This is a genomic window from Acinetobacter sp. YH12200 (genome assembly GCF_013418175.1).
Classification (GTDB): domain Bacteria; phylum Pseudomonadota; class Gammaproteobacteria; order Pseudomonadales; family Moraxellaceae; genus Acinetobacter; species Acinetobacter pseudolwoffii.
In genome coordinates this window covers 209,903-234,130 of record NZ_VPCO01000002.1, presented here as the reverse complement: position 1 = coordinate 234,130, position 24,228 = coordinate 209,903, and the positions used below count along the sequence as shown (strand labels likewise).

Genomic DNA, 24,228 nt, shown 5'->3' with positions numbered 1-24,228 from the left:
ATGCCGACTTTCGTCAGCATTTTTTTCAAGTTTAAACTTTATTTAGGCTTCAACCCATTTTCCATCCTGGTAAACCAGAGACCATTTGGTTTGCTTGCCTTCCGCATTTTCAGAGCCAATATATTGCGACTGGTTCTTGCGACTGAATTTCACCAAAGTTGGGTTACCTTCCGGATCTGTATCAGGTGCTTGCAAGATAAACTGATATTTCGGATCCAGCTGTTCAGCCACAGAGCGAATCTCGGCAACTTTCGGTGCCCGTGTTTCACGCACTTTCGGGAACTTGCTGGCCGCCAAGAATAAACCGGCCGCACCATCACGCAGCACAAAGAAGTCATCGTGCTTGGTCGAGCGCAAATGTTCCATCTTGATCGGATCGACACGCGGAGGTGCCGGCTGACCACTCTTTAATACTTTACGGGTATTGTCACAACTGTTGCAGGCGAAGTATGGACCAAAACGACCCGTTTTAAGCTGCATTTCGCCATCACATTTGTCGCATGGAATGGTTGGGCCATCATAACCTTTGATCTTGAACTCTCCTTCTTCGAGTTCATAACCATCACAGTCCGGGTTATTGCCACAAACATGCAGTTTACGACCGCCATCAATCACATAGCTATCCATTGCCGTTTCACACACCGGACAACGTTTCTTCGACATCAGGTCAGCGGTTTCGGCCGCATCATCATCAGACAGTGCAGCCAGAGACTCAACTGGGGTCAGGTTCAAGGTTCCCTTGCAACGTTCTTTCGGTGGCAGGTTATAACCAGAACAGCCCAGGAAAACGCCTGTGGTTCCGGTACGAATCTGCATTGGACGCTCACATTCTTTACAATGTACCGCATCCACTTCCACTGGCTGATTACGGCGCATACCGTTCTCGCCTTGTGCCGTAGTCAAACGCTGCTTGAAATCGCCGTAGAAGCTGTCTAACAGCTCTTTCCAATTACGTTCACCATCTGCCACCTTATCCAGCTGACCTTCAAGATCTGCAGTAAAGGCGTAGTTCATCAGGTTATTGAAGTTTTCATCCAGACGGTCGGTGACGATCTCACCCATCTTCTCGGCAAAGAGACGACGGTTATCGAGCTTCACATAACCACGATCCTGAATGGTCGAGATAATTGCAGCATAGGTCGATGGACGGCCAATGCCTTTTTTCTCGAGTTCTTTGACCAGTGAGGCTTCAGTAAAACGAGCTGGTGGCTTGGTGAAATGTTGAGATGGATCAAGCTTCTCAAGTTTCAGCACTTCACCGACTTTCACTGCCGGTAACAGAATATCGTCATCCGCTTTGTTGGCACCACGCACCCGGGTAAAACCATCAAAGACCAGCGTCCGGCCTTTGGCTTTCAGTTCTACGCCATTGGCATTGACTAAAATCGTTGAAGACAGGTATTCAGCCGGTGTCATCTGACAGGCAACAAACTGGCGCCAGATCAAGTCATACAGACGCTGTGCATCACGCTCAACACCCACCAGGCTGTCGCCTTTTAAGCCAACCATGGATGGACGAATGGCTTCATGCGCTTCTTGCGCACCGGCTTTATTGCCATAACGGTTTGGTTTGGCAGGCAAATACTTCTCGCCAAATTCAGATTCGATATGCCCACGCACCATATTCACCGCATCATCACTCAAGAATGTTGAGTCGGTACGCATATAGGTAATGAAACCGGCTTCATACAGGCGCTGCGCCAGCATCATGGTTTTCTTCACAGAAAAACCGAGACGGGTACTGGCTGCCTGTTGTAGCGTTGAGGTGATATAGGGTGCGCTTGGATTAACCTTGGTTGGCTTATCTTCACGTGCAGAAACCGTATAATCCGCATCTTTGATCAGGTTTAATAGTGCATCAGTTTCGTCTTTGTTGCGTAGCTTGAGCGTCTTGCCATTTTGCTTGACCGCTTCGAGACGAATATCATCTTTTTTCGATTTGGTATCGGCAAACACCTGCCAGTATTCTTCAGGAATGAAGGCCCGAATTTCACGTTCGCGTTCAACCACCAGTTTCACCGCAACCGACTGTACACGACCGGCTGACAGGCCACGGGCAATCTTTTCCCACAAGAGTGGTGAAATCATGAAGCCGACCACGCGGTCCAGGAAACGGCGTGCCTGCTGCGCATTGACTTTATTGGTGTCCAGACGTGACGGATGCTTAAAGGCATCCTGAATCGCGTTTTTGGTAATTTCGTTAAAGACCACACGCTGATAACGCGAATCATCACCGCCAATGACTTCTTTTAAATGCCAGGCAATCGCTTCTCCTTCCCTGTCCATATCCGTTGCCAGATAGACTTCATCGACTTGCGATGCGAGTTTTTTCAGTTCGGCAACCACATGTTCTTTGCCAGGAAGGACTTCGTATTTGGCTTTCCAGTCATGTTCCGGATCGACACCCATGCGGTTAATCAACGCATTCTGTGATTTTTCAGCTTTCTGTTCATCTGTCAGTTTGGTGCGTGTCGCCGGCTTTTTCTCTGTCGATTTGGCAGAGCCGCCTGTTGGCAAGTCACGGACATGACCGACTGATGATTTTACGATGTAGTTTGGACCAAGGTACTTATTGATTGTTTTCGCTTTTGCAGGCGACTCCACAATCACTAAGGCACGCTTACTTCCAGCGTCGGGAGACTTTGCTGTGCTGCTTTTTGATGTGGACCGAGGAGCGTTCGCCATAATTAACCGTTAATCCTGTTTATTTCTAAATTAAAGTTCAGCCAAAGCGTGTAATAGTGCTTTGATATCGTCGAGTTGGGCTGCTCTTAAATCAGCATGTTCATCCCAATACAATCCGACACAGTTGGCCTGCATATCAATAGCATAAATGCCTTTTAATGCAATGGGAAAATCTTTAAATTTCTCATCACCCTGCACAATTTCGAGTTTATTATCGACAACACGGGCACGCATCAAGGGTAAACGCGCATCTGGCATGAGTACGCTGTAGTACGCAACCATACTGGCACGACTTTCAGTGGCCTTTGGAATTTTGGTCCAGTCGGGTGCAACCACCAAACGTGGATGCAGACCCATTTTGCGGGCTTTGTCACGCATGATGCCAAGCGCTTTTTCTCTTGGGCTGACACGTAAGCCAAAAATTGACCCCATGACAAAAATGATGATGATCACCGCTACCCAAATTCCAGTGTTTTCCATAGTTCAACCTTTATGTTCTATTATTAGAGTTGCATAAGCACAATATAAAACGCAAGTTTGCACGATAAAATTAATTCAAGAACATTTCATGACTATATAAAACTTCGTGACCATTCCAGTAAATATAACCCTTCTCAATTAGCTCTTTCAGCAGCAGACGGATATCCGATTGAGGAAAGAGCTGCTCTAGCAAATCACGTAATTCATAAATATCCTTGGGTTTGTCGCCCTGAAGTTCGCGCAGTTTACGTGCGACTTCCAGTTGCACCGGATCAATCCGGTTAAAGTTTTTAAACAGGTCTTGCTGGGCTGACTGGATCGGAGTTTGCAATGATTCAACTGGAGCATCATCCACTTTGAGCCGGGACAGGACCTGATCCAGTTTTGGATTTTCAAGCGGATCTTGTTCATCCAGATTGAGCTGTAGCCACTGTTTCAGGACTTTTTTACGGAAGCTGATCTGCTCATCATAGCGTTTGACGATTTTCAGGTTAATCAGCATGCCGACCACATGCTGGGCCTTCACGGGCATGACGTGCAGAATATTGGCAACTGAATTTTTTAAGGTTTCCAAGGTATTTGGCTTACCACTCATTTTCCCTAGAGCATCACAGTACTTTTTCACCAGTTGCAAGGCCGGTTTGTTGCGGATCGCCTCCAGACTAGGCAGGTAATTTTTAACATGCTCTGCTGGGATAGAGACTTCATCGGGCTGAATCTGAATCAGGCTACATTTAATATCAGAGGCTTGCAGCATCTGCTGCAACATCTCGCTGCGGTCCATCGCCGAGATCAACTCGACTTCGGTTTCCGGCTCCAACAGCGCCATCAGCTGACCGACAATGACCGCATATTCATATTCTTTCTGGGGCGATTCAGGTGTATCCAGAATGATGATCTGTCCACTCGCAATCCAGCCGGCCAGCTCGGTTAAATCTTCTAATGAAAATTCAAATGTTCCGGCACAATTAAACAGATACAGGCTGGAATAATGCGTCACAATTTCACGCAGTAACTTGGCCGTCGGAAAATTATTTTCGAGGTCGAGTAGAACAACTTTTGGATGCATGGGACAAGCTTCTGAAATGTACCTGAAAGCCAGTATTAGAGTAGGAAGTGAGTGAAAGGTCAAATAATTTCATGGTGAATATTCGGGTTGCAGCGGATTTACCAGATTCCAACCGAGTGGAAGATTACATATTTGATCTTGCTGCAAGCAGGTCAGAAATCGCTAGATTCCAGGCTGAGAGCTGATTAAATGAATCGAATCATCGGTGAAATAGCAGCTGCAATAAAAAACCCTTATCAAATATAAGGGTTTTATTAAATGATTGCTTGCAAATTAATAATGTGGCGGACGATCAGCAACTGGATCAAAATCCGCAATTCCTTCAGAGCGGTCTGAGGACTCAACACGTTGATATAACAGGCTCATTTGCTTTTTCAGATCGGCAATTTCCAGAGTCTGTTTAGCCACCTGATCATTCAACTGTTCAACTAAATCGTCTAAAAATGCAATTCGCACTTGCAAATCTTCAATGGGTGCGGAAAATGACGCCTGATCATTTAGATTTTGTTGTTTAGTCATTTAAAGTCCTCATTGGGGATTTCAGGAAACATTATGGCCTATATTACCCTTAGGGATGTCCAACTTGCGTTTGGTGGACCCGCCCTGCTCAACGGCGCGAATTTTAACTTGGAGCGCGGCGAACGAGTGTGTTTGATTGGCCGTAATGGTGAGGGTAAGTCTACCTTACTTAAGCTGATTGAAGGAAGTTTACTGCCGGATAGCGGCGAAGTTTCATTACAAAATGGCATCACGATTTCGATGCTGGCGCAAGATGTACCGATGGACTCAGGCCGAGTGGCGGATATCGTGGCTGACGGTGCCGGTGAAGCGTCGGAAGTTTTGCGTGCCTACCATGCAGCCAGTGAAGCCTGTGTACTGGGCGATATGGACGCTTGTGACCGCATGGGCAATCTGCAACACAAAATGGATCAGCTGGATGGCTGGGCGCTGGAAACCAAGGTCAATTCGATTTTAAGCAAAATGGGTCTGGACCCAGATGCAGATCTTGCCGATTTGTCGGGTGGTCGTAAGCGTCGTGTCCTATTGGCACGTGCCTTGCTGACTCAGCCAGATGTCTTATTACTGGATGAACCGACCAACCATTTAGATGTTGAAAGTATCGAGTGGCTGGAAAAATTCCTGCTCGATCAAAACAATTTAACTCTGTTGTTCATTTCGCATGACCGTGCCTTTGTCGATAGCATCGCCACCCGTATTGTGGAACTGGATCGTGGTCAATTGCGCAGTTATGAAGGTAACTATTCACGTTACTTAGAACTCAAAGCCATGCAAATGGAAGCTGAAGAAAAGCAGAATGCGCTGTTTGATAAAAAGCTGGCGGAAGAAGAAGTCTGGATCCGTCAGGGCATCAAAGCACGCCGTACCCGTAACGAAGGTCGTGTTCGCGCTCTAAAAGCACTGCGTGAAGAATCCAAAGCGCGCCGTTCGCAACAAGGTAAAGTGGCGATGGCGACTCAGGATGCCAACCGTTCCGGCAAACTGGTCTTTGAGATTGAGAACCTGAGTGTGAAATTCGGTGACAATGCACCGATCATTAACAACTTCTCGGCACTGGTTTTACGCGGTGACCGTATCGGTCTGGTCGGTGATAACGGTGTCGGTAAAACCACACTGATTAAAGCCATTCTGGGCGAGCTTGAGCATGGCGGCACGGTGAAAACCGGTACACAGCTGGAAGTAGCCTATTTCGACCAACTGCGTAATGCACTGGATCTGGAAAAGTCGGTCAAAGATAACGTTTCTGAAGGCTCTGACCACGTGGATGTGAATGGTAACCGTCGTCATATCTATAGCTATTTACAAGACTTCCTGTTCTCGCCAGAACGTGCACGTACCCCAGTCAAAGCGTTGTCTGGTGGTGAACGCAACCGTATCTTGCTGGCGAAACTGTTGCTGAAACCATCGAATCTGATTGTGATGGATGAACCAACCAACGATCTGGATATGGTGACCCTAGAGTTACTGGAAGAAATGCTCGGTGGCTACAAAGGCACCTTGTTATTGATCTCGCATGACCGTGCCTTTATGGACAACGTGGTGACCTCAACTTGGGTCTTTGATGGTAAAGGCAATATCGACGAATATGTCGGTGGTTATCAGGATTATCTTGAACAGCGTCCGGATCAAACCGTGGTCGATCAAAAAAGTGCCGTGAAAAAAGCCATGGCCAAAGCTGAAGCCGCACCCGTTGCTGCCAAAAAAGTCAAACTCAGCTACAAAGATCAACGCGCGCTCGAGCAACTTCCGGCTGAAATGGAAGCGCTGGAAAAAGAGCAAGCCGAGATCAATACACAACTGGCTGATGGCTCTTTATTTGTCAGTGATTCCGATAAAGCCATGCAACTGTCTCAGCGTTTATCAGAAATTGATGAACTGTTACTGGAAAAATTAGAACGTTGGGAAGAGCTGGATAACCTTAGCAACGGCTAAATATTCCACGAGTATTTGCTCAAGCATCTGTATTCGTACAGATGCTTTTTTTATTTCAAGAATCTTCTCTGTTAGACTGCACTTAATCTTTTAGCCCTATATTGTTCTATGAGTACCCAGCCTGCATATCAACCCGGCGAATTTCAATGGTCATTCCTGTTACCTCGATACTGGGGCAATTGGCTGGGTATTATTTTCCTGATGATTTTGGCGATTTTACCATGGGCCATTCAGTATCGTCTGGCCTATCTGCTGGGCCATCTGTCTTTTAAGTATCTGCCCTCACGTCGCGACACCACACTGCGCAATCTGGAAGTCTGTTTTCCTGAATGGTCTGCCGAGCAAATACAGGACAATGCGCGTCAGGTTTTTATCGATCAAATGCTGGGGGTTTTTGAAACCTTAAATGCCTGGTACAGTCCGAAATGGTTTCAGGATCGCGTCAGTATTGAAGGACTGGAACATATTCAGAATGCTCAAGCCGAAGGCCGGGGTATGCTGTTACTAGGCACGCATTCGACCTTACTGGATGCTGGTGGATATCTGTGTGCACAATATTTTGAACCGGATGTGGTGTATCGCCCACAGAATAATCCACTTTTGGACATGCTGATTTACCGTTGTCGCGCCACGATTTATGCCCATCAGATTGATCATGATGATATGCGCGGTCTGGTACGTAATCTGAAAAAAGGCCATGCAATCTGGTACAGTCCGGATCAGGATTATGGTTTAAAACAAGGGGTGATGGCACCTTTCTTTGGTGTACCGGCGGCAACCGTCACCGCGCACCGTCGTTTGTTAAAAATGACCAAAGCTGCTGCGATTCCTTTATATTTCTATCGTCATGGCGATATCAAAAATCCACGCTACCATGTACTGATTGAACCGGCACTGGAGAATTTTCCTAGTGAGAATGAAGTCGAAGATGCTACTCGCGTGAATCTGATAATTGAACAGCAGCTACGCATCGCACCGACCCAATATATGTGGTTCCACCGCCGTTTTAAAACTCGCCCGGAGGGTTATAAGGAAATTTACTAAATCTGTTTGATCCCGGACTTTAAATCGCTACAGCTCCTATAGTTTAAAATCCTGTTGATGATCTGTACCTTGATAGATCTACATAGCTTTCGTTAGTCCCGCACGCATGAAGCCTAAGACCTGATAAAATCCTATTGTCTGCTGATCGGCCACTAAAATCTGCTGATGAAATCCTGAATAACATTACCACATATTTTACATGATCCGCCGACCAATGCCTTGTCGTTGCCAGTCCGGATCAATCAATAAGTGTGGGAAATACACCCCCAGAGAGCCATCTGAAATCGCATTCGCCAGTCCGACCAGCTGACCATTTATACGTGCAGTGACCAGACCATGGATTGGCACGATAGAGCTGAAGTATTTCTGATCCATTCACTGAGTCATCACTGGCAATAACATTTTCCATTCTGCACTGTAAAAATATAGCTTTAAACCTAAAATTATCTTTAATAATCAATTAAATATTTAAAAAAATTCACTCTGAAAATAATTTAACCCGGGTTCTACATCCTGTAAAACCCGGGTTAATGAGGTTGTGCTTTCATCTATTATAATTGGTTCTATTTTTTGTGATTTCCCTTTCAGCATCATATCCATGATGTTTTCATTCAGCTTCGTCTTCCTTATGAGAATATCCTTTCTCGACTCCCTGTGCTGATAAACCTAGAATACCTGGATTGCTCATGATTGCCCATCCGCAAGAAGCGCAAACTGATGTAAGCAATCTCTTACACTTTTCTCTTAAAAAGTTAAGAGATTTTGCCGCCATCTTTATAAGCCATGGCAATTTCATCGGTCACTATTTTTTCCTCTTTCTCTGCTTTCTGAATCCCCTCTTCTATGGCCTCTTGTGCTTCCTGCTCATCTTCATCGGTTTGCTCCAATTCTTCCTGAATATGCTCAAAGACCCGACCGGTTTGTAAAACCAGAAAAACCGGAAAATGATCAGAACCGATATGGGGCAGACGCTCCATATGGACCAGAGCAAAATCGGTACTGTGAAATACGTGATCGAGCGACCAGCGAAAAAAAGGATAATCTGCATGAAAGGTGTTTACATAATGACGTCCGACGCGTGGATCCAGCAGTCCGCTAATGCGCTGAAACAGCCGCGTAGTACGAGACCAGGCCACATCATTCAGATCCCCCATGACGATGCAACTTTCATCTAAATCTTTGATCTGATCCCCGACAATTAACAATTCCGCATCACGTAAAGTAGAATCCTTGGCTTCAGTTGGGCTCGGTGGTTTCGGGTGCAGGCAGTACAGCTGCACCGGCTGTCCTGAGCCTAAAATCACTGTGGTATGAATGGACGGAATCTCGTCGCTTAAAATAAACTTGACCTGGGTATTGCGAAGTTCCAGTTTACTATACAGGTGCATGCCATACAGGTTATCCAAAGGCACAGGCACACGATAAGGATAATCTGCTTCAATCACCGACAGTTCATTTTGCCAGGTTTGATCCGTTTCCAGCGTTAACACCAAGTCTGGCTGATGGGTCTGGATCTGTTCAATCAGTCGATGATATTGAGTATTGGTGGTCAGTACGTTCGAAACAATCAGGGAAATTTGCCGCTGCGGATCCAGTTGATCCTGTTTGACCTGCTTGACCTGTTTTTTCCAGATAAAGGTATAGGGCAATACCATTTTTAGCTGATAAGCCAAAGCCGCAATCAGGGCCACAAAAATCAGCTGATTCAAGACAGTCCAGGGATGCTCCACCACCAAAAACAGCACAAAGGCAATAAAGCCCAAGACCAGAATTTGTAAGCGTGGAAAATCCGCACCTCGAATCCACCATTCATCGCGTGGGATCAGTGACCAGAAACTTAACCAAATGACAATGATTGCCACAATTTGGATAACCCATATCATAAAGCGTGCTCTTAATTAAGTTATTATTTTTTCTGAAAGAAAAATGACGTTATCAATTTTGTATGTATCATAAAGCAGATATTTCGCTCAAGAATATTGATGTTTTGATTGTGTAGCACTTGCAGTTGAGTCCCTTTTTGATACACTCGAATCCCTTTAGAATTTTTAACGCACCGAGGCAAAGTGACATGAGAGTAGGTCTGGTCGGTTGGCGCGGGATGGTCGGTTCCGTCCTAATGCAACGTATGGTTGAAGAGAATGATTTTGCTCATTTTGAGCCATTTTATTTCTCTACCAGTAATGCAGGCGGTGAAGCGCCGGCATTTGGCGGTAAGACTGCCCCAGCACTTATGGATGCATCAGATATTAACAGTCTGAAGCAGATGGATGTCATTATTACCTGTCAAGGTGGCGACTATACCTCTGAGGTTTTCCCGAAACTGAAAGCTGAAGGCTGGAATGGTTACTGGATTGATGCAGCATCGACCTTACGTATGGATGATGAAGCCATCATCGTACTTGATCCGGTCAATATGCATGTGATCAAAGACGGTTTGGTAAAAGGCACCAAAACTTTTGTTGGCGGTAACTGTACGGTTTCCTTGATGTTGATGGGTCTAGGTGGTCTGTTCCAGAACAATCTGGTGGAATGGGCAACGTCTATGACCTATCAGGCAGCGTCTGGTGCGGGTGCGCAAAACATGCGTGAACTGATCAGCGGTATGGGTTATTTATACAATAACACCAAAGAATTACTCGATGATCCACGCTCTCCAATTCTGGATATCGATTCGAGAATTGCTGAATTACAACGCGGTGAAGGCTTCCCATCCAGTAACTTCGGTGTGCCTTTGGCTGGTTCACTCATTCCTTATATCGACAAGCAACTGGAAAGCGGCCAGTCGAAAGAAGAATGGAAAGGTCAGGTTGAAACCAACAAGATTCTGGGCAACCAGCAGATCGTGCCAATTGATGGTCACTGTGTGCGTATTGGTGCCATGCGTTGTCACTCTCAGGCATTAACCCTGAAATTGAAAAAAGATGTACCTTTGGATGAAATTGAAGACATCATTGCACGTGCCAATGACTGGTCTAAAGTGATTCCAAATACTCGTGAAGCATCAATGACTGATCTGACGCCTGTTGCTGTAACAGGTACTTTAAGCGTTCCAGTCGGCCGCCTGCGCAAGCTGAACATGGGTAAAGAATATCTGGGTGCATTCACTGTAGGTGACCAGTTGCTTTGGGGTGCTGCCGAGCCGTTACGCCGTATGCTACGTATTCTGATTGATTATAAAAATGCCTAATATCCTGTGGATATAAAGCCAAAAGCCGATCTTTATTGATCGGCTTTTTTATGTAACTATTGCGTAAGTATTTTACAAAAAACAAACATCCCGTTAATCTATAATTTTCGCTATGCGATAATGACTGAGCTCACGATTAAGATGACTGTATATAACAAATTAAAGCTTGCCATTTTAGCCATTGTCGCTTCACAAAATATTTATGCGATTAATGTAGATCCGGTTCAGATTCAGTCTGCCCCTGGGGAATTACTCTATGCAGAAATGACTTTTCGGCAGTCTGATATCAATTTGCCGATTGAAGTCAGTCTGGCTTCACCTGAAGATTTAATGTCAATTGGTGCATCGCATCAGCCACCTGGTCATCTGAACTTTTTTACCCGGCGCAGCAATAACGGCACCGGGGTCATTACTATTACTTCTTCTCGCCCCATGACAGAACGCGAGCTGAATATTATTGTCAAAATCAAGGAAGGCAGTGCTGCACGTCTGCAACATATCCGTACGCCCTTACAAGCTAAAACCGATTTATTAAAAGCCAGTCTCAAACAGAATGAACGCCCGCTTGCACCAGTTGTCGTCGTCAGTGAAAAAGATATTGCACTTAACTTACCCGTAAGTAGCCATTACAGTACAGCAGCTTCCGCAGCCTTAAACAAGCCAGCGGTTTTAGAAAAGCCGTTGGCATTGCAACACACAGCACCACCTACATTATCGAACACTTCCATTCCTAAAACTGCATTTGCGCCAGCTGTAATGACATCAAGTCCAGCGATTCAGACGCAAGCGATCGCTCCTGTACTGAAAAGTGAATCTGTAACTGCGCCCGATACTCAAGCCCCAGTTAAAACTGCAGCGGTGCTTTCAGATTCAGTAAAGACCTCACAAGCAACTCTTGCATCGCCAGCTCCTGCAGCAGCCTCGACTACAAACAAACCAACCAGTACGATACCAGCAAATCAAAGTGCATCAGCACCAAATAAAGCAAATATGCAGAAAGCTGTAGAGTCCCATTCTGATCATCAAACTGCTTCCAGTGATCCATTGGTGAAAAAATTTGCTGAGGAACAAGCCAGAAAATCAACTGGATCAACTAATCCGGTGAAAACTCCAGCTCCAGTTAATACAAAAGCTTCACCAGTCAAAGCAACTCCGAATCAGACTCAACCTACTTATGTAGTTCAATCCAATGAGTCACTGTGGGGAATTGCCTCACGAATTGCTCAACAGCAGCAGCGCCCGGTCAATGAAGTCATGCAACAAATTAAAAAAGACAATGAGCATGCTTTTATTGGAGGAAATGCCAATCGTCTACGTAAAGGTGCTGCATTGAACTTAAATACGACTCATCCTACACCTGCGCCTATTAAAGTCACTGCGGCAAAGCAAACCGAGCTACCGTCTAAGCCTACTGGCAAGACTAAATACCGCCTGAATCAGGCAGAAATGAGCCTAGTGGCTGAGAACCAGCGCGATTCCGGGCAAGTTTCTGCAAACCAGAACACAGAACGCAATCAAACATCAAAGGAATTGTCATTAAAAGTTATGACAGCCCGAGAAAAAACCGTTAAATTACAGAGAAACGTAACTGAATTAGAATTGGCACTCAATCAGAAGGATCACAGAATTCAATTATTAAATGCGCGTCTGGCCCAGCTGCAACAACAGCTTAAAGCCCAACAAGCAGATAAGAAGCCAGTTAATTAAAAGTTACACATGACGATTTATTGGGATGAGTGAACATTGAATACACTCTATCCTCAAGGGGTAAAACATGCTGATTTATGTGATTCCATTAGTGATATTGATCATCGTATTAATTGTCGTCAAAAAACGACAGGATGCTCAAGAATCAGATAAAGCAAAAACTAAAACGCTGAAGTCCCAAAAACCAAGCACGGCTACCAAAGTTACCCCGCAAAAGACCAAAGTGGTTCAATCAAGCGGTGTTGAAAACAAAGCTGTAGTTCCACTGTCTCCTGAAACTCGCAAAAAAATTGAAGGCCTGATTCAGGAAAGCAATTTCTTCGCGGCTGAGGCCCAGATTAACCAGGCACTGAATCGCGACAATTCCCAGCATGAGCTCTATCTTTTGCTATTAGATATTCATATCTTACAAAAAGATGATTTTGCCATTACACAGCTGATCAATCATATTCGGGCGCTGAGTATTGACGATATACTCGCTCAGGCTGAAGAGAAGAGAACTGTTTACGAAAAGATAAAAGAGACTGAGACCAAGCAAGCCTCTCTACCTGCAACCCCTACATCTGATACAACTGATTTTGATGCTCTGACACAGTCTGTACGCTCTGAAGATACAAAATCTGATTTGATCTTTGAGCAGTTACAGCAAGAAATTACACCGGTAAAAGAAGAACAGGCGCCTCTTGAGTTCAATTTTACACCTGGCACTCGATCTGCATCTCCAATAGAGAAAAAGACGAGTCTCGAAGAGAGCAATAGCTTTGATTTCAATTCTACGAGTAGCTTTACTAAAGACACCCCTACTGAGCCAGCATCAAAAGCTAGCAATGAAGTTCAGTTTGACTTTGAATCTCTTAAAGTTGAGACAGCAACACCAGAGGTTGTTTCTTCTATCACACCGAATAGTCCAGAAACAGATTTTAATACCCAGATTGGCAAGAGCCAAATTCCTAATTTCGATCTCAAATTAGAGGTCAATAATGAACAGTTACCAACCACCACTGAAGAAATTACACCTCTGGATTTCTCATTTTCTATAGAAACTCCAGCGCCTGTCGCCGAAAAAACCTCAGAACCAGCAATTGAGTTTGATCTGTCTAGTCTTTCTGCTGCTGCACCTGTGAGTGAATCTGCGACACAGACAGACCTTTCATCAGGCTTAGACTTTAAATTAGATCATACAGAAACTAAACCTGCTGCAACAGGTGTTACTTTCGACATTCCTGCTACACCAGTTCAAACAGCAACAGACCAGCATGATCCACTGGTACAATCTTTCCCGGAATTACTGGACGTCAATGAGGCCAGTCTGAATCTGGATCTTGCGCAGCAATATATTCAGCTCGGTGCCTATGTTGCCGCACGTGAGATCATTGCAGAGCGAGAAGCTGAATATACGGCCGAGCAACAGCAACGCGCAGAGCAATTACTGAATCAAATCGCATCTTGATGCATTTCGATTTACACTAAAGCAGTCAAGGGTTGGCTGCTTTTTTTATGATGAAAAATATTGCATTAATTTATATGGGTGGCACATTCGGCTGTGTCGGCGATCCACTTGCCCCGATGTCTGCGGATTTATTTATTCCCAAGCTCGAACAGATACTCGCAGACCAATATTTCGTTGAATGCCACCGCGCACCAGCCATTAAAGACAGTAGTGCCTGCACAGCCGCGGACTGGCTGCAATTGGTGCAGTTTATTCAAAAACTGCAATCTCGAAAGATCCAATATTTTGTGATTATTCACGGTACAGATACGCTGAGTTATGCCAGTGCAGTCCTGGCACATTTTCTCGGCAACTCGGCACATGTGGTACTGACTGGTAGTCAATATCCGCTGCTGAATGCTCAGGGCAATGAGCAGCGCGAATTTAGTGATGCGCTGGATAATCTGAGGTTCGCCCTGGATTCTGTCAGCATGTGTACCGCAGGGGTCTATCTGGCTTTTCATCATCAACTAATGCATGCCCAGACGGCACTCAAACAGCATACCACCGAGTTAAATGCCTTCTCAGGTCTTGAGGCCAATATTACAATCCAGGCCAGTCAGCAGTGTTATCAAGTCAAAGCTGAAGATATTAGGAAAGCCGCTGGATTTAACTGCATGAGTATCATGATGCAACCGATTGATCTGGCCCAGCAACTGAACAACCTGCACAGCTTATTAGCCAGACCACCGCATTTTTTATTTCTGCAAGGTTTTGGCACGGGTAATCTCGCTGTCAATGAGGCTCTGATCGCACTCATTGATCAACTGTATGACCAAGGCTGTCTCTCTGTACTGACCACCCAAGTGCCTTTTGGCGCGACAGATCAGCGCTATGCCATTGCAGAATGGGTCAATCACTGCAAAATTCTGCTGAATGAAAGTTATGGCCATGCGGATCTGTATGCAAAAGCACTGAAAATGTATTTACAATACGACACTGTAGAGCAATGGCATCGTCATTGGTACGATCAATAAGGTTTTGAGGTCATTATGCAGCGTTTTGCGGTGGGGATTGAGTTTTGTGGGATGCATTATCGGGGATGGCAGACTCAACAGCCGGGTGTTGCAAGTGTGCAGGAAACCATTGAAAAGGTACTGAGCCGGGTTGCCGATCAACCGATTAGCCTACATGGTGCCGGACGTACCGATGCGGGGGTACATGCGACCAATATGGTGGCACATTTTGATAGCAATGCCATTCGTTCTGAACGTGGCTGGCTGATGGGTTGCAATAGCCAGTTGCCCAAAGATATCTCGATTCAGTGGATCAAAGAGATGGATCACAGCTTCCATGCCCGCTTTAAGGCTCAGGCACGCCGTTACCGCTATGTGGTCTATAATCATCCTGTGCGCCCGGCATTGCTGCATAAACAGGTCACCCATGTCTATGCCCCACTTGATGTTGAACAGATGATGCGGGCTGCGAAAAAGTTTGAAGGTACACATAATTTTGAAAGCTTCCGTGCTGCAGCCTGCCAATCCAATCAACCGGTACGCCATGTCAGCCATTGCCGTCTGATTCAGCATGGTCAATATCTGGTACTGGATATTCAAGCCGATGGCTTTCTGCATCATATGGTGCGTAATATCATGGGCTGCCTACTGGAAATTGGTCAGGGCATGTATGCTGCCGATCATATTGATAGTATTTTCGCGGCTGAAGACCGCAAAGCTGCTGGCGTGACTGCGCCTGCCGATGGTTTATATTTTATTCATGCCGACTATCCGGAGCAGTTTGAATTGCCTAAATTACCGTTGGGGCCGCATTGGCTGAATCTGCCGGAATAATTTTTAAATTTTTTAGAATATTTACCTCCCCTAACTCCTTCTGAAAGGAGGGGAATTCCTCCCTTTTTAAAGGGAGGTTAGGAGGGATTTTTAACGCTGCTTGCGTTTCCGATATTCCACTGGCGTTTCATTGGTCCAGCGTTTAAAGGCACGATAAAACGTACTTGGTTCCGAGAATCCGGTCAGATAGACAATTCTTTCAACACTTTCAGTGGTACTCGCCAGCAAACGCTTGGCCAGACGACAACGATAATCCGACAGAATCTGTTGAAAGCTGGTATGTGCTTCACTCAGTTGTGTTCTTAAGCGACGTGGCGTGATGTTTAGCTGTGCAGCTACAGTTTCCAGTGTGGTTTCGCCACTTTCCAAAGTAGAGCCAATCGCTCGACGAACTTCACCGACCAGATCATAACGCGCCAGTTCCTGCAGTTTTTCAATTGCCAGCTGCTCATGTAATTGTAAAAGCTCTGGTTCAGCCTGCCACAGTGGAAACTCTAGAATACTTGGGTCGAAATAAAGTCGGGTTTCTTTTTGACCTAAGCTGACCGGACACTCATAAACCCGGAAATATTCCTCGTCAGGAGCACCTTTGGAAAAATTAAAATCGATATAAATCGGTTCAAAACGTCCTTCGGTAATAAATTTAAAGAAACGCAGTACACCCGACATGGCACACTCGGTAAAATGACGATTGACCAGACTTTCAGCAAAAGGCTGCTCGCCATTGGTTAAATAGCAGCGATCATCTTCAATCACCAACTTGGCAGCAAAGGCATCGCTGATCAGTCGTTGATAGGCCAAGGCACGTTTCAGTCCCTCACCAAAATTTTCAGATGAAACAAACAGGTGTTCAATCACCTGACCACGATACAGTGGTAAATGTTCGCCCAGATGCAAACCAATATCCGGGTCCTTACTGACTTCTTCAGCTGCCACCCAAAAGGCATACTGGGCACTCAGCGGCGTACGGTCATTGGCCTCGACCTGATTTAAAGCAACTCCTGCTTTGGTCAAAAGTTCTTCTGTCGGCAAACCCGCACGACGAATCGCCTGATAGCCCAAACGCAATACGACTGATGCATCCGTTAGCTGACTCACTCAAAAGCCTTCCTTGTATGTACTTCATTTATACTTAAAAAGATTAATTTTAGATTAACTGTGATTGACCAAACTGACAACAGAAACAGGTGTCTTTTTAGTTAAAAAAATTATCGTGACAGTTCGCCTATTTTACTGGCAGATGATCAGTCTAACGCCCGTTTCGTCTTGTATTTTGCAAAAAAATTGACTATAATTTGCGCCTTTCCAATTTATTCATTCAGGTAGGCTATGGCCAATAAAGAGGAACTCATCGAGTTCGAAGGCGTTGTCACCGAGACGCTTCCTAATACTATGTTCCGTGTACGTTTAGAGAACGGTCACGAAGTGATTGCCCACATCTCTGGTAAAATGCGTAAACACTATATCCGTATTTTAACGGGCGACAGTGTGAAGGTTGAAATGACACCTTATGATTTGACTAAAGGTCGTATCACATATCGTGCACGCTAAGTTTTAGCGCAAGCAAGAGCCACTTTTAGTGGCTTTTTTATTACTTGAATTATTTATCAATCAGTAAAATAATTTGACACAGGTCTATAAATTCACGACTATTCATTGAATTAAAAACAATATGTATAAAAACAATGAATATGAAATGCTTGTACCTACTTTCCAGCTGGTTTCTCGTTGCATACGCTACCGGCGGCAATCAGTATCTGCATCAGTCTCTACAACCTTATGTGGGTCAAACTGCCGCACAGGTTCGTAGCCAGCTGGATCTTCGTGCCATGGGATTCAAGACCTCCCAGCAACCGATTCAAACCACAGAATTTCTCAGCTACACTATTTTTCGGGACATGAATATTCCGATGGGCACACCGAATATTAGTCAGAGCATCTCGATCGGTGCACCAATGCCGATGCCCCCAAATGGTGATTATAACATTGAGATGAAATGCCAAATCTGGTTTGACTTGAAAGCTGAAATTGTTCAGGCGATTCGCTTTATCGGTAGAGCTTGTTAAGCTGTACTCATCGAGTTCAAAGCCTGGATCGGATTAAATCAGGGATCAATCTCAATACGCTAAACTTCTACCGTGTATCAAATCACAACAGTATTTTTGCATGGAATGCGCTTACACTCATTTTATTTGGTGTGAGGACAGCTCATGAAGTTCACACTGATTTTAGTATACTGTACAGCATTGAGTTTGCTTAGTGCATGCAGCACCACCTCCTCAACGACTGCTGCACAGCGTGATACCTATTTACAACAGTTCATTGGACAAAGCAGCCAGCTGATCGATCAAACTCTGGATCTGAAACGTTTAGGTTATCAGCAGGTCAGTGGGCCTGAACTCAGTGCCCAGCAATTAAGCTATGTGGTACAGCGCCCTGTTGCAATTCCTTTGCCTGTAGCACAGTTTCCGGCAGCAGGCGGTGCTGTACCTATTCCGGTTCCTGTGAGTCCTTCAGGTGGCTATGACGTCAATCTGCAATGTAAGATCACCTTCTTACTCAAAGATAATATTGCAACCGCAGTTCGTACTACAGGTCGAACCTGCTAACCTGAGCTAGATACGAGAAATCTGACATAAAAAAACGCAGCCCAAGGCTGCGTTTTTTAATCATTTTTTTAATCAAAACAGACTTAGTTCAATGCAGCAACCACTGCCTGACCCATTTCAACTGTACCGACTTTGTGCATGCCTTCAGACATAATATCTGCTGTACGCAAGCCTTGATCCAAAACATTGCCTACGGCATCTTCAATCGCTTTGGCTGCAGCTTCTTCACGGAAAGTGTAGCGTAGCATCATCGCAACAGACAAAATTGTGGCCAATGGGTTCGCCAGGTTTTGACCCGCAATATCAGGGGCTGAACCATGACAAGGCTCATACATGCCTTTAGCATTTTCATCTAGCGAGGCTGATGGCAACATGCCGATTGAACCGGTAAGCATCGCTGCTTCGTCAGACAAGATATCACCGAACAGGTTAGAGGTGACAATCACGTCAAACTGTTTTGGCGCGCGCACCAGTTGCATCGCAGCATTGTCGACATACATATGTGACAAGTTAATTTCTGGATACTGTTCTTCTTTCAACGCAGTAACGGTTTGTTTCCACAACTCAGTGACTTCAAGTACGTTGGCTTTATCCACTGAACAGACCTTGGCACCGCGCAGCTTCGCCATTTCAAAGGCAACTTTGGCAATGCGTTTGATTTCAGATTCTGAATACACATCCGTGTTATAACCTTGCTTCTCGCCGTTTTCCAGTTCACGGATCCCACGTGGCTGACCGAAATAAATACCGCCCGTCAATTCACGCACGATCAGGATATCCAGACCTGCCACGATTTCAGGTTTCAGGCTTGAAGCATCAGCCAATTGTGGATAGAGAATCGCTGGGCGCAAGTTGGCAAACAGGTTCAGTTCGCTACGTAATTTTAATAAACCGCGTTCCGGACGGATTGAGCGCTCGATCGTATCCCATTTTGGCCCGCCGACGGCGCCCAATAAAATTGCATCGGCTTTTTTGGCCTGTTCTGAGGTCACTTCAGGATATGGTGAACCGTGGGCATCAATTGCCGCACCACCGAGTAAACCCTGTTCCCATGTCAAATCGAGATTAAATTTTTCATTTACACGATCCAGTACCTGCTCTGCCGCTTTGACAATTTCAGGACCGATGCCATCACCAGCTAAAATCAAAATTTGTTTAGACATGAGATTTTCCGTTTAAAGCGTCAGATTCAGACCTGACAAAGGTTAAATTTTCTTTTCTACAAACTCTGCAATGCCGTTGACCACATTATAAGGTTTGCAAAAACGACGAATGGTTTTTTGCTCTTGCAATAAATCCACGCAAAGCGGATCAGGTGCAGAGGCATTTAATAAACTGCTGCTACGCGCACTACGGTCGCGGAACATTTTCAAGGTATAAGTTTTGTTGGCCTGAAAGCGATGAAACACATGTAAAATTTCCGCTTTATCCTTACTGATTGGATAAAAACGGACGACTAATTCATGCTGTCCTGCGGGTACTGACAAGTAAATCGGATTGGCCTGATTCAAATTCTTAGCCTGCAAACGTACCAGTTTTTGCTTTCGCGCCTCATTACTGAGGCGGCCATTGTCGTTATTGACAATGATGGTCTGGTTTAAGCGCTCGAACTGGCAATCCGATGTTCCTTTACAGTAAATCAACGCATTGTTTTTGCTTTCGGCATTTTCTTTGGCATGTTTGAGCTTCATGGTATCGGTGCTTTGACATGCAGTCATCAGCACCGACACCGTACTTAAAGCAAGCCACTGTTTCCAATAATTCGCCATAATGTCTGTCTTACCCAATCAAAAAACCCAATAATCTTCCGATATTAGCAAGGGCATCGCAGTCATGCTATGACAATTTTCGCTGATTTAGCCCTGAATTTCGGCAAATACCCATGGACGTGATTGTTTGGTTTTTTCCTCATAAGCACGAATGTCATCCGCAGCTTGTAAAGTTAAACCAATATCATCCAGACCATTTAACAGGCAATGCTTACGAAATGGATCGACTTCAAATTGAAAGCTTTCACCATTTGGTGTGCGTACTTCTTGTGCGTCCAAATCGATGGTGAGTTGATAACCTTCAGTTGCAAAGCATTCTTTGAATAACTGATCAACAATCTCTTCAGACAAAATCACAGGCAACATGCCATTCTTAAAGCTGTTGTTATAGAAAATGTCGGCATAGCTTGGTGCAATCACGGTACGGAAACCGTATTCTTCCAATGCCCATGGCGCATGTTCACGACTAGAACCACAACCAAAGTTCGCGCGTGAAATCAAAATGCTCGCGCCTTGATAACGAGGTTGGTTTAATGCAAAATCCTTGTTTAAAGGACGTTTTGAGTTGTCTTGACCCAAATAGCCTTCATCCAGATAACGCAATTCATCAAATAAATTCGCACCGAAACCACTACGTTTGATCGATTTCAAAAACTGTTTTGGAATAATTAAATCGGTATCGACATTGGCCCGGTCTAATGGTGCAACGATACCTTGTTCAACGGTATATTTTTTCATTGTCTTTATTCCTAAAGAATGTCATCACTTTAAATCTCCCCTAACTCCCTCTTTATTAAAGAGGGGAACTTTCCCCTTTTCTAAAAGGGGGACTGAGGGGGATTTTTAGAAACTACGCACGTCAACAAAGTGACCGGCAATTGCCGCGGCGGCTGCCATTGCAGGGCTGACCAGATGCGTACGACCGCCATTGCCCTGACGACCCTCAAAGTTACGGTTAGACGTCGATGCACAATGCTCGCCCGGTTGTAACTTGTCAGCATTCATTGCCAGACACATTGAACAACCTGGTTCACGCCATTCAAAGCCGGCTTCTACAAACACTTTATCCAGGCCTTCAGCTTCTGCCTGGGCCTTGACCAGACCCGAACCCGGAACCACCATCGCCTGCTTGATGCTTGCCGCGACTTTACGACCTTTGATCACTTCAGCCGCAGCACGGATATCTTCAATACGCGAGTTGGTGCATGAGCCAATAAAGACACGGTCTAATTGAATTTCAGCCAAGGCCTGACCGGCATTTAAACCCATATATTGATAAGCACGGTTCCAGTCATTGCGTTGTACTTCGTCTTTGGCTTGTTGCAAAGTTGGTACTGCCTGAGACACTGGAATCACCATTTCAGGAGAGGTTCCCCAAGACACTTGCGGCTCGATCTCTTCGCCTTGCAAGACCACAACTGTATCAAAGTGTGCATCTTCATCCGAATGTAAGGTATTCCAATACACTACGGCCTGATCCCACTGTTCTGCAGTCGGTGCATAAGGACGGCCTTTAACATATTCGATGGTTTTGTCATCGACAGCGACCATACCTACGCGTGCACCGGCTTCGATTGCCATATTACACACGGTCATACGACCTTCAATCGACATGTCACGGAACACCTGACCGCCAAATTCAATCGCATGACCAGTACCCCCTGCTGTACCAATCTTGCCGATAATCGCCAAGACCACATCTTTCGGTGTCACGCCCTGACCCAACTGACCGTCAACGCGTACCAACATGTTTTTCATCTTCTTTTGAACCAGGCATTGGGTCGCCAATACATGTTCAACTTCTGAAGTACCGATACCATGCGCCAAACAACCGAAAGCACCATGGGTCGCAGTATGTGAATCACCACAGACCACGGTCATGCCCGGCAAGGTTAAACCTTGCTCAGGCCCAACCACATGCGCAATCCCCTGACGGATATCATTAATGTCAAATTCAACAATATTAAAGGTCTTGCAGTTGTCGTCCAAGGTTTGTACCTGAATGCGCGAAGTTTCATCTTCAATGCCGGCAACACCCTGTTCACGCTCTTTTTTCGAGGTGGGTACGTTATGATCCGGTGTAGCAATGTTTGCGCTTAAACGCCATGGCTTGCGCCCGGCGAGTTGTAAACCTTCAAATGCCTGTGGCGACGTTACTTCATGTAATAAGTGACGGTCGATGTACAGTAAGGCAGAACCATCATCACGTTGTGTTACTAAATGGTCATCCCACAATTTATCATATAATGTTTTTGCTGTTTGGGTTGCGCCTGCCATGTCGATGTACTCCACTGGACTGGGTAAATTCTTGCTCTGATTTTGATTATATCGCTGCTGTCACATAAATCTAATTTATCATTTTTATTAGTTAAAAAACTTTTTGGAATCTTTCAAAAGCTGAATAAAATCATGCTTTCGCTGCATTCCTATAAATCTACTTTTCCGATCAATTTATTAAAAATATTCGTTTTTACAAATCAAATGAGAATTATTATTATTCCTGCATAGACAGAGATTTATATTTTGAGGAACTTCGACATGGCACATATCCAACGTTTTGTAGACAATAATCAGCGTATGTTTAAAAAGACCTTCAGCTATTACATTATGCACATCACGGTGGCGATGATTGTCGGTTATTTGGTGACTGGCAGTTTGGCCATGGCAATTGCCTTAAGTTTATTGGAACCCACAGTACAGGCAGTTGCGTTCTTCTTCCACGAAAAAATTTGGGAGCGCAATATCGAACAGCAGAATGAGGACATCACCGCCTGATCTTTTCTGTCGATGTTCCTGACCAAAGACCATCTCACCCAATAGGGTCTTTTTTTACGCTATTTAAATCCCAAGGCTTTGAAAATGTTTAGTAATGCAGCAATGCAATAGAAACAAGCGAATTATGCTTTGATTTATTCTTAAAAAATAACAATAATATAATTACACATAAAAATTCTTTATAGGTGATTAAGATGAATCTCGCAGCTTTTGAAGCCTTCGTAAAAGTCATGGAAACTGGTTCGATTTCTCTGGCCGCAGATCAGCTTTTTATTACCCAGCCTGCCGTCACCAAACGTATTCACAGTCTGGAAGAATATTTTGGGGTCAAACTGTTTGAATCCGCCGGACGTGGTGTACAAGCCACCCATGCCGCGCATTCGCTATTGCCTAAAGTGAAAAACTGGCTGAATGAACTCGGTGATATTCATTATACCTTGAGCCATGAACAGGGTCAGGTACAGGGAAAATTGAAAATCGGCACCAGTCATCATATTGGCCTGCATCATCTTCCGAGTCATTTGCGCCGTTATGTACAGGAATATCCGGATGTAAGGCTGGATGTACATTTTGTCGATTCCGAGCAGGCGCACGAACAAGTCATTGCCGGCGATCTGGAACTGGCATTTTTAACCTTGCCGCCACGGGGCGATGCACGTCTGAATTATGTCACCATCTGGAATGATCCTCTGGTCTTTGTAGTTGCACCCTTTCATCCACTGGCCCAGCAAAAAAATCTGTGCCTGGAAGATTTGCTGAATTACCCGAGCCTGCTACCGTCTTCACAAACCTATACCTCACAGATTACTTTGGCCGAGTTTGAAAAACAGGGCATTAAACCAAAAGTCAGCATGAGCAATAATCCGCTGGAATCAATCCGCATGCTGGTATCCATTGGTCTCGGCTGGTCTGTGCTGCCAAAAACTCTGGTCAATCACGATCTGCATCAGCTGGATATCAATCTGGAAATGAACCGCCGGCTAGGCATGGTCTGGCATCCGGGTCGTACTCAGTCCAAAGCGGCGCAAGCTCTGGTTCAACTTATGCAAAGTAGTTCCCTGCCTCTTTAATTCATTTCTAAAAATGCTGCATTCAAAACAGTGCAGCATTTTGTTACCTAAATACACCCATCTGGGGATTTCTTTCGCGTATTTTTAAGATAAATCTATT

Annotated in this window: 23 protein-coding genes; 12 read left to right on the top strand and 11 right to left on the bottom strand. The window is 45.0% G+C overall.

All coding sequences use genetic code 11. The annotated features are described in order from the left end of the window. Positions 1 to 42: 42 nt before the first annotated feature. The 4 genes from topA to FTU90_RS02630 form a co-directional block, all read right to left on the bottom strand. Positions 43 to 2,685, bottom strand: coding sequence for a type I DNA topoisomerase (topA, locus tag FTU90_RS02645; protein WP_180071909.1), 2,643 nt, complete (start codon positions 2,683 to 2,685; stop codon positions 43 to 45). Between the two features lie 30 nt (positions 2,686 to 2,715). Beyond that, positions 2,716 to 3,165 (bottom strand): ammonium transporter, encoded by a 450-nt coding sequence (locus tag FTU90_RS02640; protein ID WP_005095506.1) that lies wholly within the window; start codon positions 3,163 to 3,165, stop codon positions 2,716 to 2,718. Between the two features lie 70 nt (positions 3,166 to 3,235). Then, positions 3,236 to 4,234 carry a hypothetical protein gene (locus FTU90_RS02635; protein ID WP_180071908.1) on the bottom strand — a complete coding sequence of 333 codons (999 nt, stop codon included), beginning with the start codon at positions 4,232 to 4,234 and terminating at the stop codon, positions 3,236 to 3,238. A 273-nt stretch (positions 4,235 to 4,507) separates the two neighbouring features. Beyond that, positions 4,508 to 4,753, bottom strand: coding sequence for a SlyX family protein (locus tag FTU90_RS02630; protein ID WP_005095502.1), 246 nt, complete (start codon positions 4,751 to 4,753; stop codon positions 4,508 to 4,510). A 33-nt stretch (positions 4,754 to 4,786) separates the two neighbouring features. Here FTU90_RS02630 and FTU90_RS02625 point away from each other — a divergent pair, with 33 nt between their 5' ends. Together FTU90_RS02625 and FTU90_RS02620 are read left to right on the top strand one after the other, a co-directional pair. Beyond that, positions 4,787 to 6,685, top strand: coding sequence for an ATP-binding cassette domain-containing protein (locus tag FTU90_RS02625; RefSeq protein WP_005095500.1), 1,899 nt, complete (start codon positions 4,787 to 4,789; stop codon positions 6,683 to 6,685). 108 nt (positions 6,686 to 6,793) lie between these two features. Next, positions 6,794 to 7,729: a hypothetical protein gene (locus FTU90_RS02620; RefSeq protein WP_005095497.1), complete on the top strand. Its 936-nt coding sequence runs from the start codon at positions 6,794 to 6,796 to the stop codon at positions 7,727 to 7,729. 195 nt (positions 7,730 to 7,924) lie between these two features. Here FTU90_RS02620 and FTU90_RS16030 read toward each other — a convergent pair whose 3' ends face one another. Together FTU90_RS16030 and FTU90_RS02610 are read right to left on the bottom strand one after the other, a co-directional pair. Then, complete coding sequence (locus tag FTU90_RS16030; RefSeq protein WP_228730805.1) at positions 7,925 to 8,104, bottom strand: GNAT family N-acetyltransferase; 180 nt, start codon at positions 8,102 to 8,104, stop codon at positions 7,925 to 7,927. A gap of 377 nt (positions 8,105 to 8,481) precedes the next feature. Beyond that, positions 8,482 to 9,612, bottom strand: coding sequence for an endonuclease/exonuclease/phosphatase family protein (locus FTU90_RS02610; protein ID WP_100357555.1), 1,131 nt, complete (start codon positions 9,610 to 9,612; stop codon positions 8,482 to 8,484). A gap of 188 nt (positions 9,613 to 9,800) precedes the next feature. Here FTU90_RS02610 and asd point away from each other — a divergent pair, with 188 nt between their 5' ends. The 5 genes from asd (at position 9,801) to truA (ending at position 15,905) form a co-directional block, all read left to right on the top strand. Then, positions 9,801 to 10,919, top strand: coding sequence for an aspartate-semialdehyde dehydrogenase (gene asd, locus FTU90_RS02605; RefSeq protein WP_180071907.1), 1,119 nt, complete (start codon positions 9,801 to 9,803; stop codon positions 10,917 to 10,919). 120 nt (positions 10,920 to 11,039) lie between these two features. After that, positions 11,040 to 12,626 (top strand): hypothetical protein, encoded by a 1,587-nt coding sequence (locus tag FTU90_RS02600; RefSeq protein ID WP_180049841.1) that lies wholly within the window; start codon positions 11,040 to 11,042, stop codon positions 12,624 to 12,626. Positions 12,627 to 12,693: 67 nt separating this feature from the next. Then, positions 12,694 to 14,076: a fimbrial protein FimV gene (locus FTU90_RS02595; protein ID WP_180071906.1), complete on the top strand. Its 1,383-nt coding sequence runs from the start codon at positions 12,694 to 12,696 to the stop codon at positions 14,074 to 14,076. Between the two features lie 47 nt (positions 14,077 to 14,123). Beyond that, positions 14,124 to 15,092, top strand: coding sequence for an asparaginase (locus FTU90_RS02590; RefSeq protein WP_100355814.1), 969 nt, complete (start codon positions 14,124 to 14,126; stop codon positions 15,090 to 15,092). 15 nt (positions 15,093 to 15,107) lie between these two features. Next, positions 15,108 to 15,905: a tRNA pseudouridine(38-40) synthase TruA gene (truA, locus tag FTU90_RS02585; RefSeq protein ID WP_180071905.1), complete on the top strand. Its 798-nt coding sequence runs from the start codon at positions 15,108 to 15,110 to the stop codon at positions 15,903 to 15,905. A gap of 90 nt (positions 15,906 to 15,995) precedes the next feature. On the opposite strand, the gene FTU90_RS02580 is transcribed toward truA, so the two are convergent. Then, positions 15,996 to 17,003 carry an AraC family transcriptional regulator gene (locus tag FTU90_RS02580; RefSeq protein ID WP_005172840.1) on the bottom strand — a complete coding sequence of 336 codons (1,008 nt, stop codon included), beginning with the start codon at positions 17,001 to 17,003 and terminating at the stop codon, positions 15,996 to 15,998. 231 nt (positions 17,004 to 17,234) lie between these two features. Here FTU90_RS02580 and infA point away from each other — a divergent pair, with 231 nt between their 5' ends. The 3 genes from infA (at position 17,235) to FTU90_RS02565 (ending at position 18,514) form a co-directional block, all read left to right on the top strand. Continuing rightward, a complete protein-coding gene (gene infA, locus FTU90_RS02575; protein ID WP_001284370.1) occupies positions 17,235 to 17,456 on the top strand; it encodes a translation initiation factor IF-1 in 222 nt (73 codons plus the stop codon). Positions 17,457 to 17,590: 134 nt separating this feature from the next. After that, a complete protein-coding gene (locus tag FTU90_RS02570) occupies positions 17,591 to 17,971 on the top strand; it encodes a hypothetical protein (protein WP_180049831.1) in 381 nt (126 codons plus the stop codon). Between the two features lie 144 nt (positions 17,972 to 18,115). After that, the gene (locus FTU90_RS02565; RefSeq protein WP_180071904.1) at positions 18,116 to 18,514 is read left to right on the top strand and encodes a hypothetical protein; all 399 of its coding nucleotides are present in this window, start codon (positions 18,116 to 18,118) and stop codon (positions 18,512 to 18,514) included. A gap of 83 nt (positions 18,515 to 18,597) precedes the next feature. Here FTU90_RS02565 and leuB read toward each other — a convergent pair whose 3' ends face one another. The 4 genes from leuB to leuC all read right to left on the bottom strand — a co-directional run bounded on the left by leuB (position 18,598) and on the right by leuC (position 22,560). Further along, the gene (leuB, locus tag FTU90_RS02560) at positions 18,598 to 19,677 is read right to left on the bottom strand and encodes a 3-isopropylmalate dehydrogenase (RefSeq protein WP_100329280.1); all 1,080 of its coding nucleotides are present in this window, start codon (positions 19,675 to 19,677) and stop codon (positions 18,598 to 18,600) included. A 42-nt stretch (positions 19,678 to 19,719) separates the two neighbouring features. Next, the gene (locus tag FTU90_RS02555; RefSeq protein WP_180071903.1) at positions 19,720 to 20,283 is read right to left on the bottom strand and encodes a hypothetical protein; all 564 of its coding nucleotides are present in this window, start codon (positions 20,281 to 20,283) and stop codon (positions 19,720 to 19,722) included. 87 nt (positions 20,284 to 20,370) lie between these two features. Further along, positions 20,371 to 21,021 (bottom strand): 3-isopropylmalate dehydratase small subunit, encoded by a 651-nt coding sequence (gene leuD, locus FTU90_RS02550; protein ID WP_005172848.1) that lies wholly within the window; start codon positions 21,019 to 21,021, stop codon positions 20,371 to 20,373. 105 nt (positions 21,022 to 21,126) lie between these two features. Beyond that, a complete protein-coding gene (leuC, locus tag FTU90_RS02545) occupies positions 21,127 to 22,560 on the bottom strand; it encodes a 3-isopropylmalate dehydratase large subunit (RefSeq protein WP_100329282.1) in 1,434 nt (477 codons plus the stop codon). A 261-nt stretch (positions 22,561 to 22,821) separates the two neighbouring features. On the opposite strand from leuC, the gene FTU90_RS02540 reads away from it, so the two are divergent. Continuing rightward, positions 22,822 to 23,058, top strand: coding sequence for a DUF2061 domain-containing protein (locus FTU90_RS02540; RefSeq protein WP_005172852.1), 237 nt, complete (start codon positions 22,822 to 22,824; stop codon positions 23,056 to 23,058). Between the two features lie 194 nt (positions 23,059 to 23,252). Then, positions 23,253 to 24,128, top strand: a complete 876-nt coding sequence (locus FTU90_RS02535; protein WP_005095462.1) for a LysR family transcriptional regulator — start codon at positions 23,253 to 23,255, stop codon at positions 24,126 to 24,128. Positions 24,129 to 24,228 lie beyond the last annotated feature (100 nt).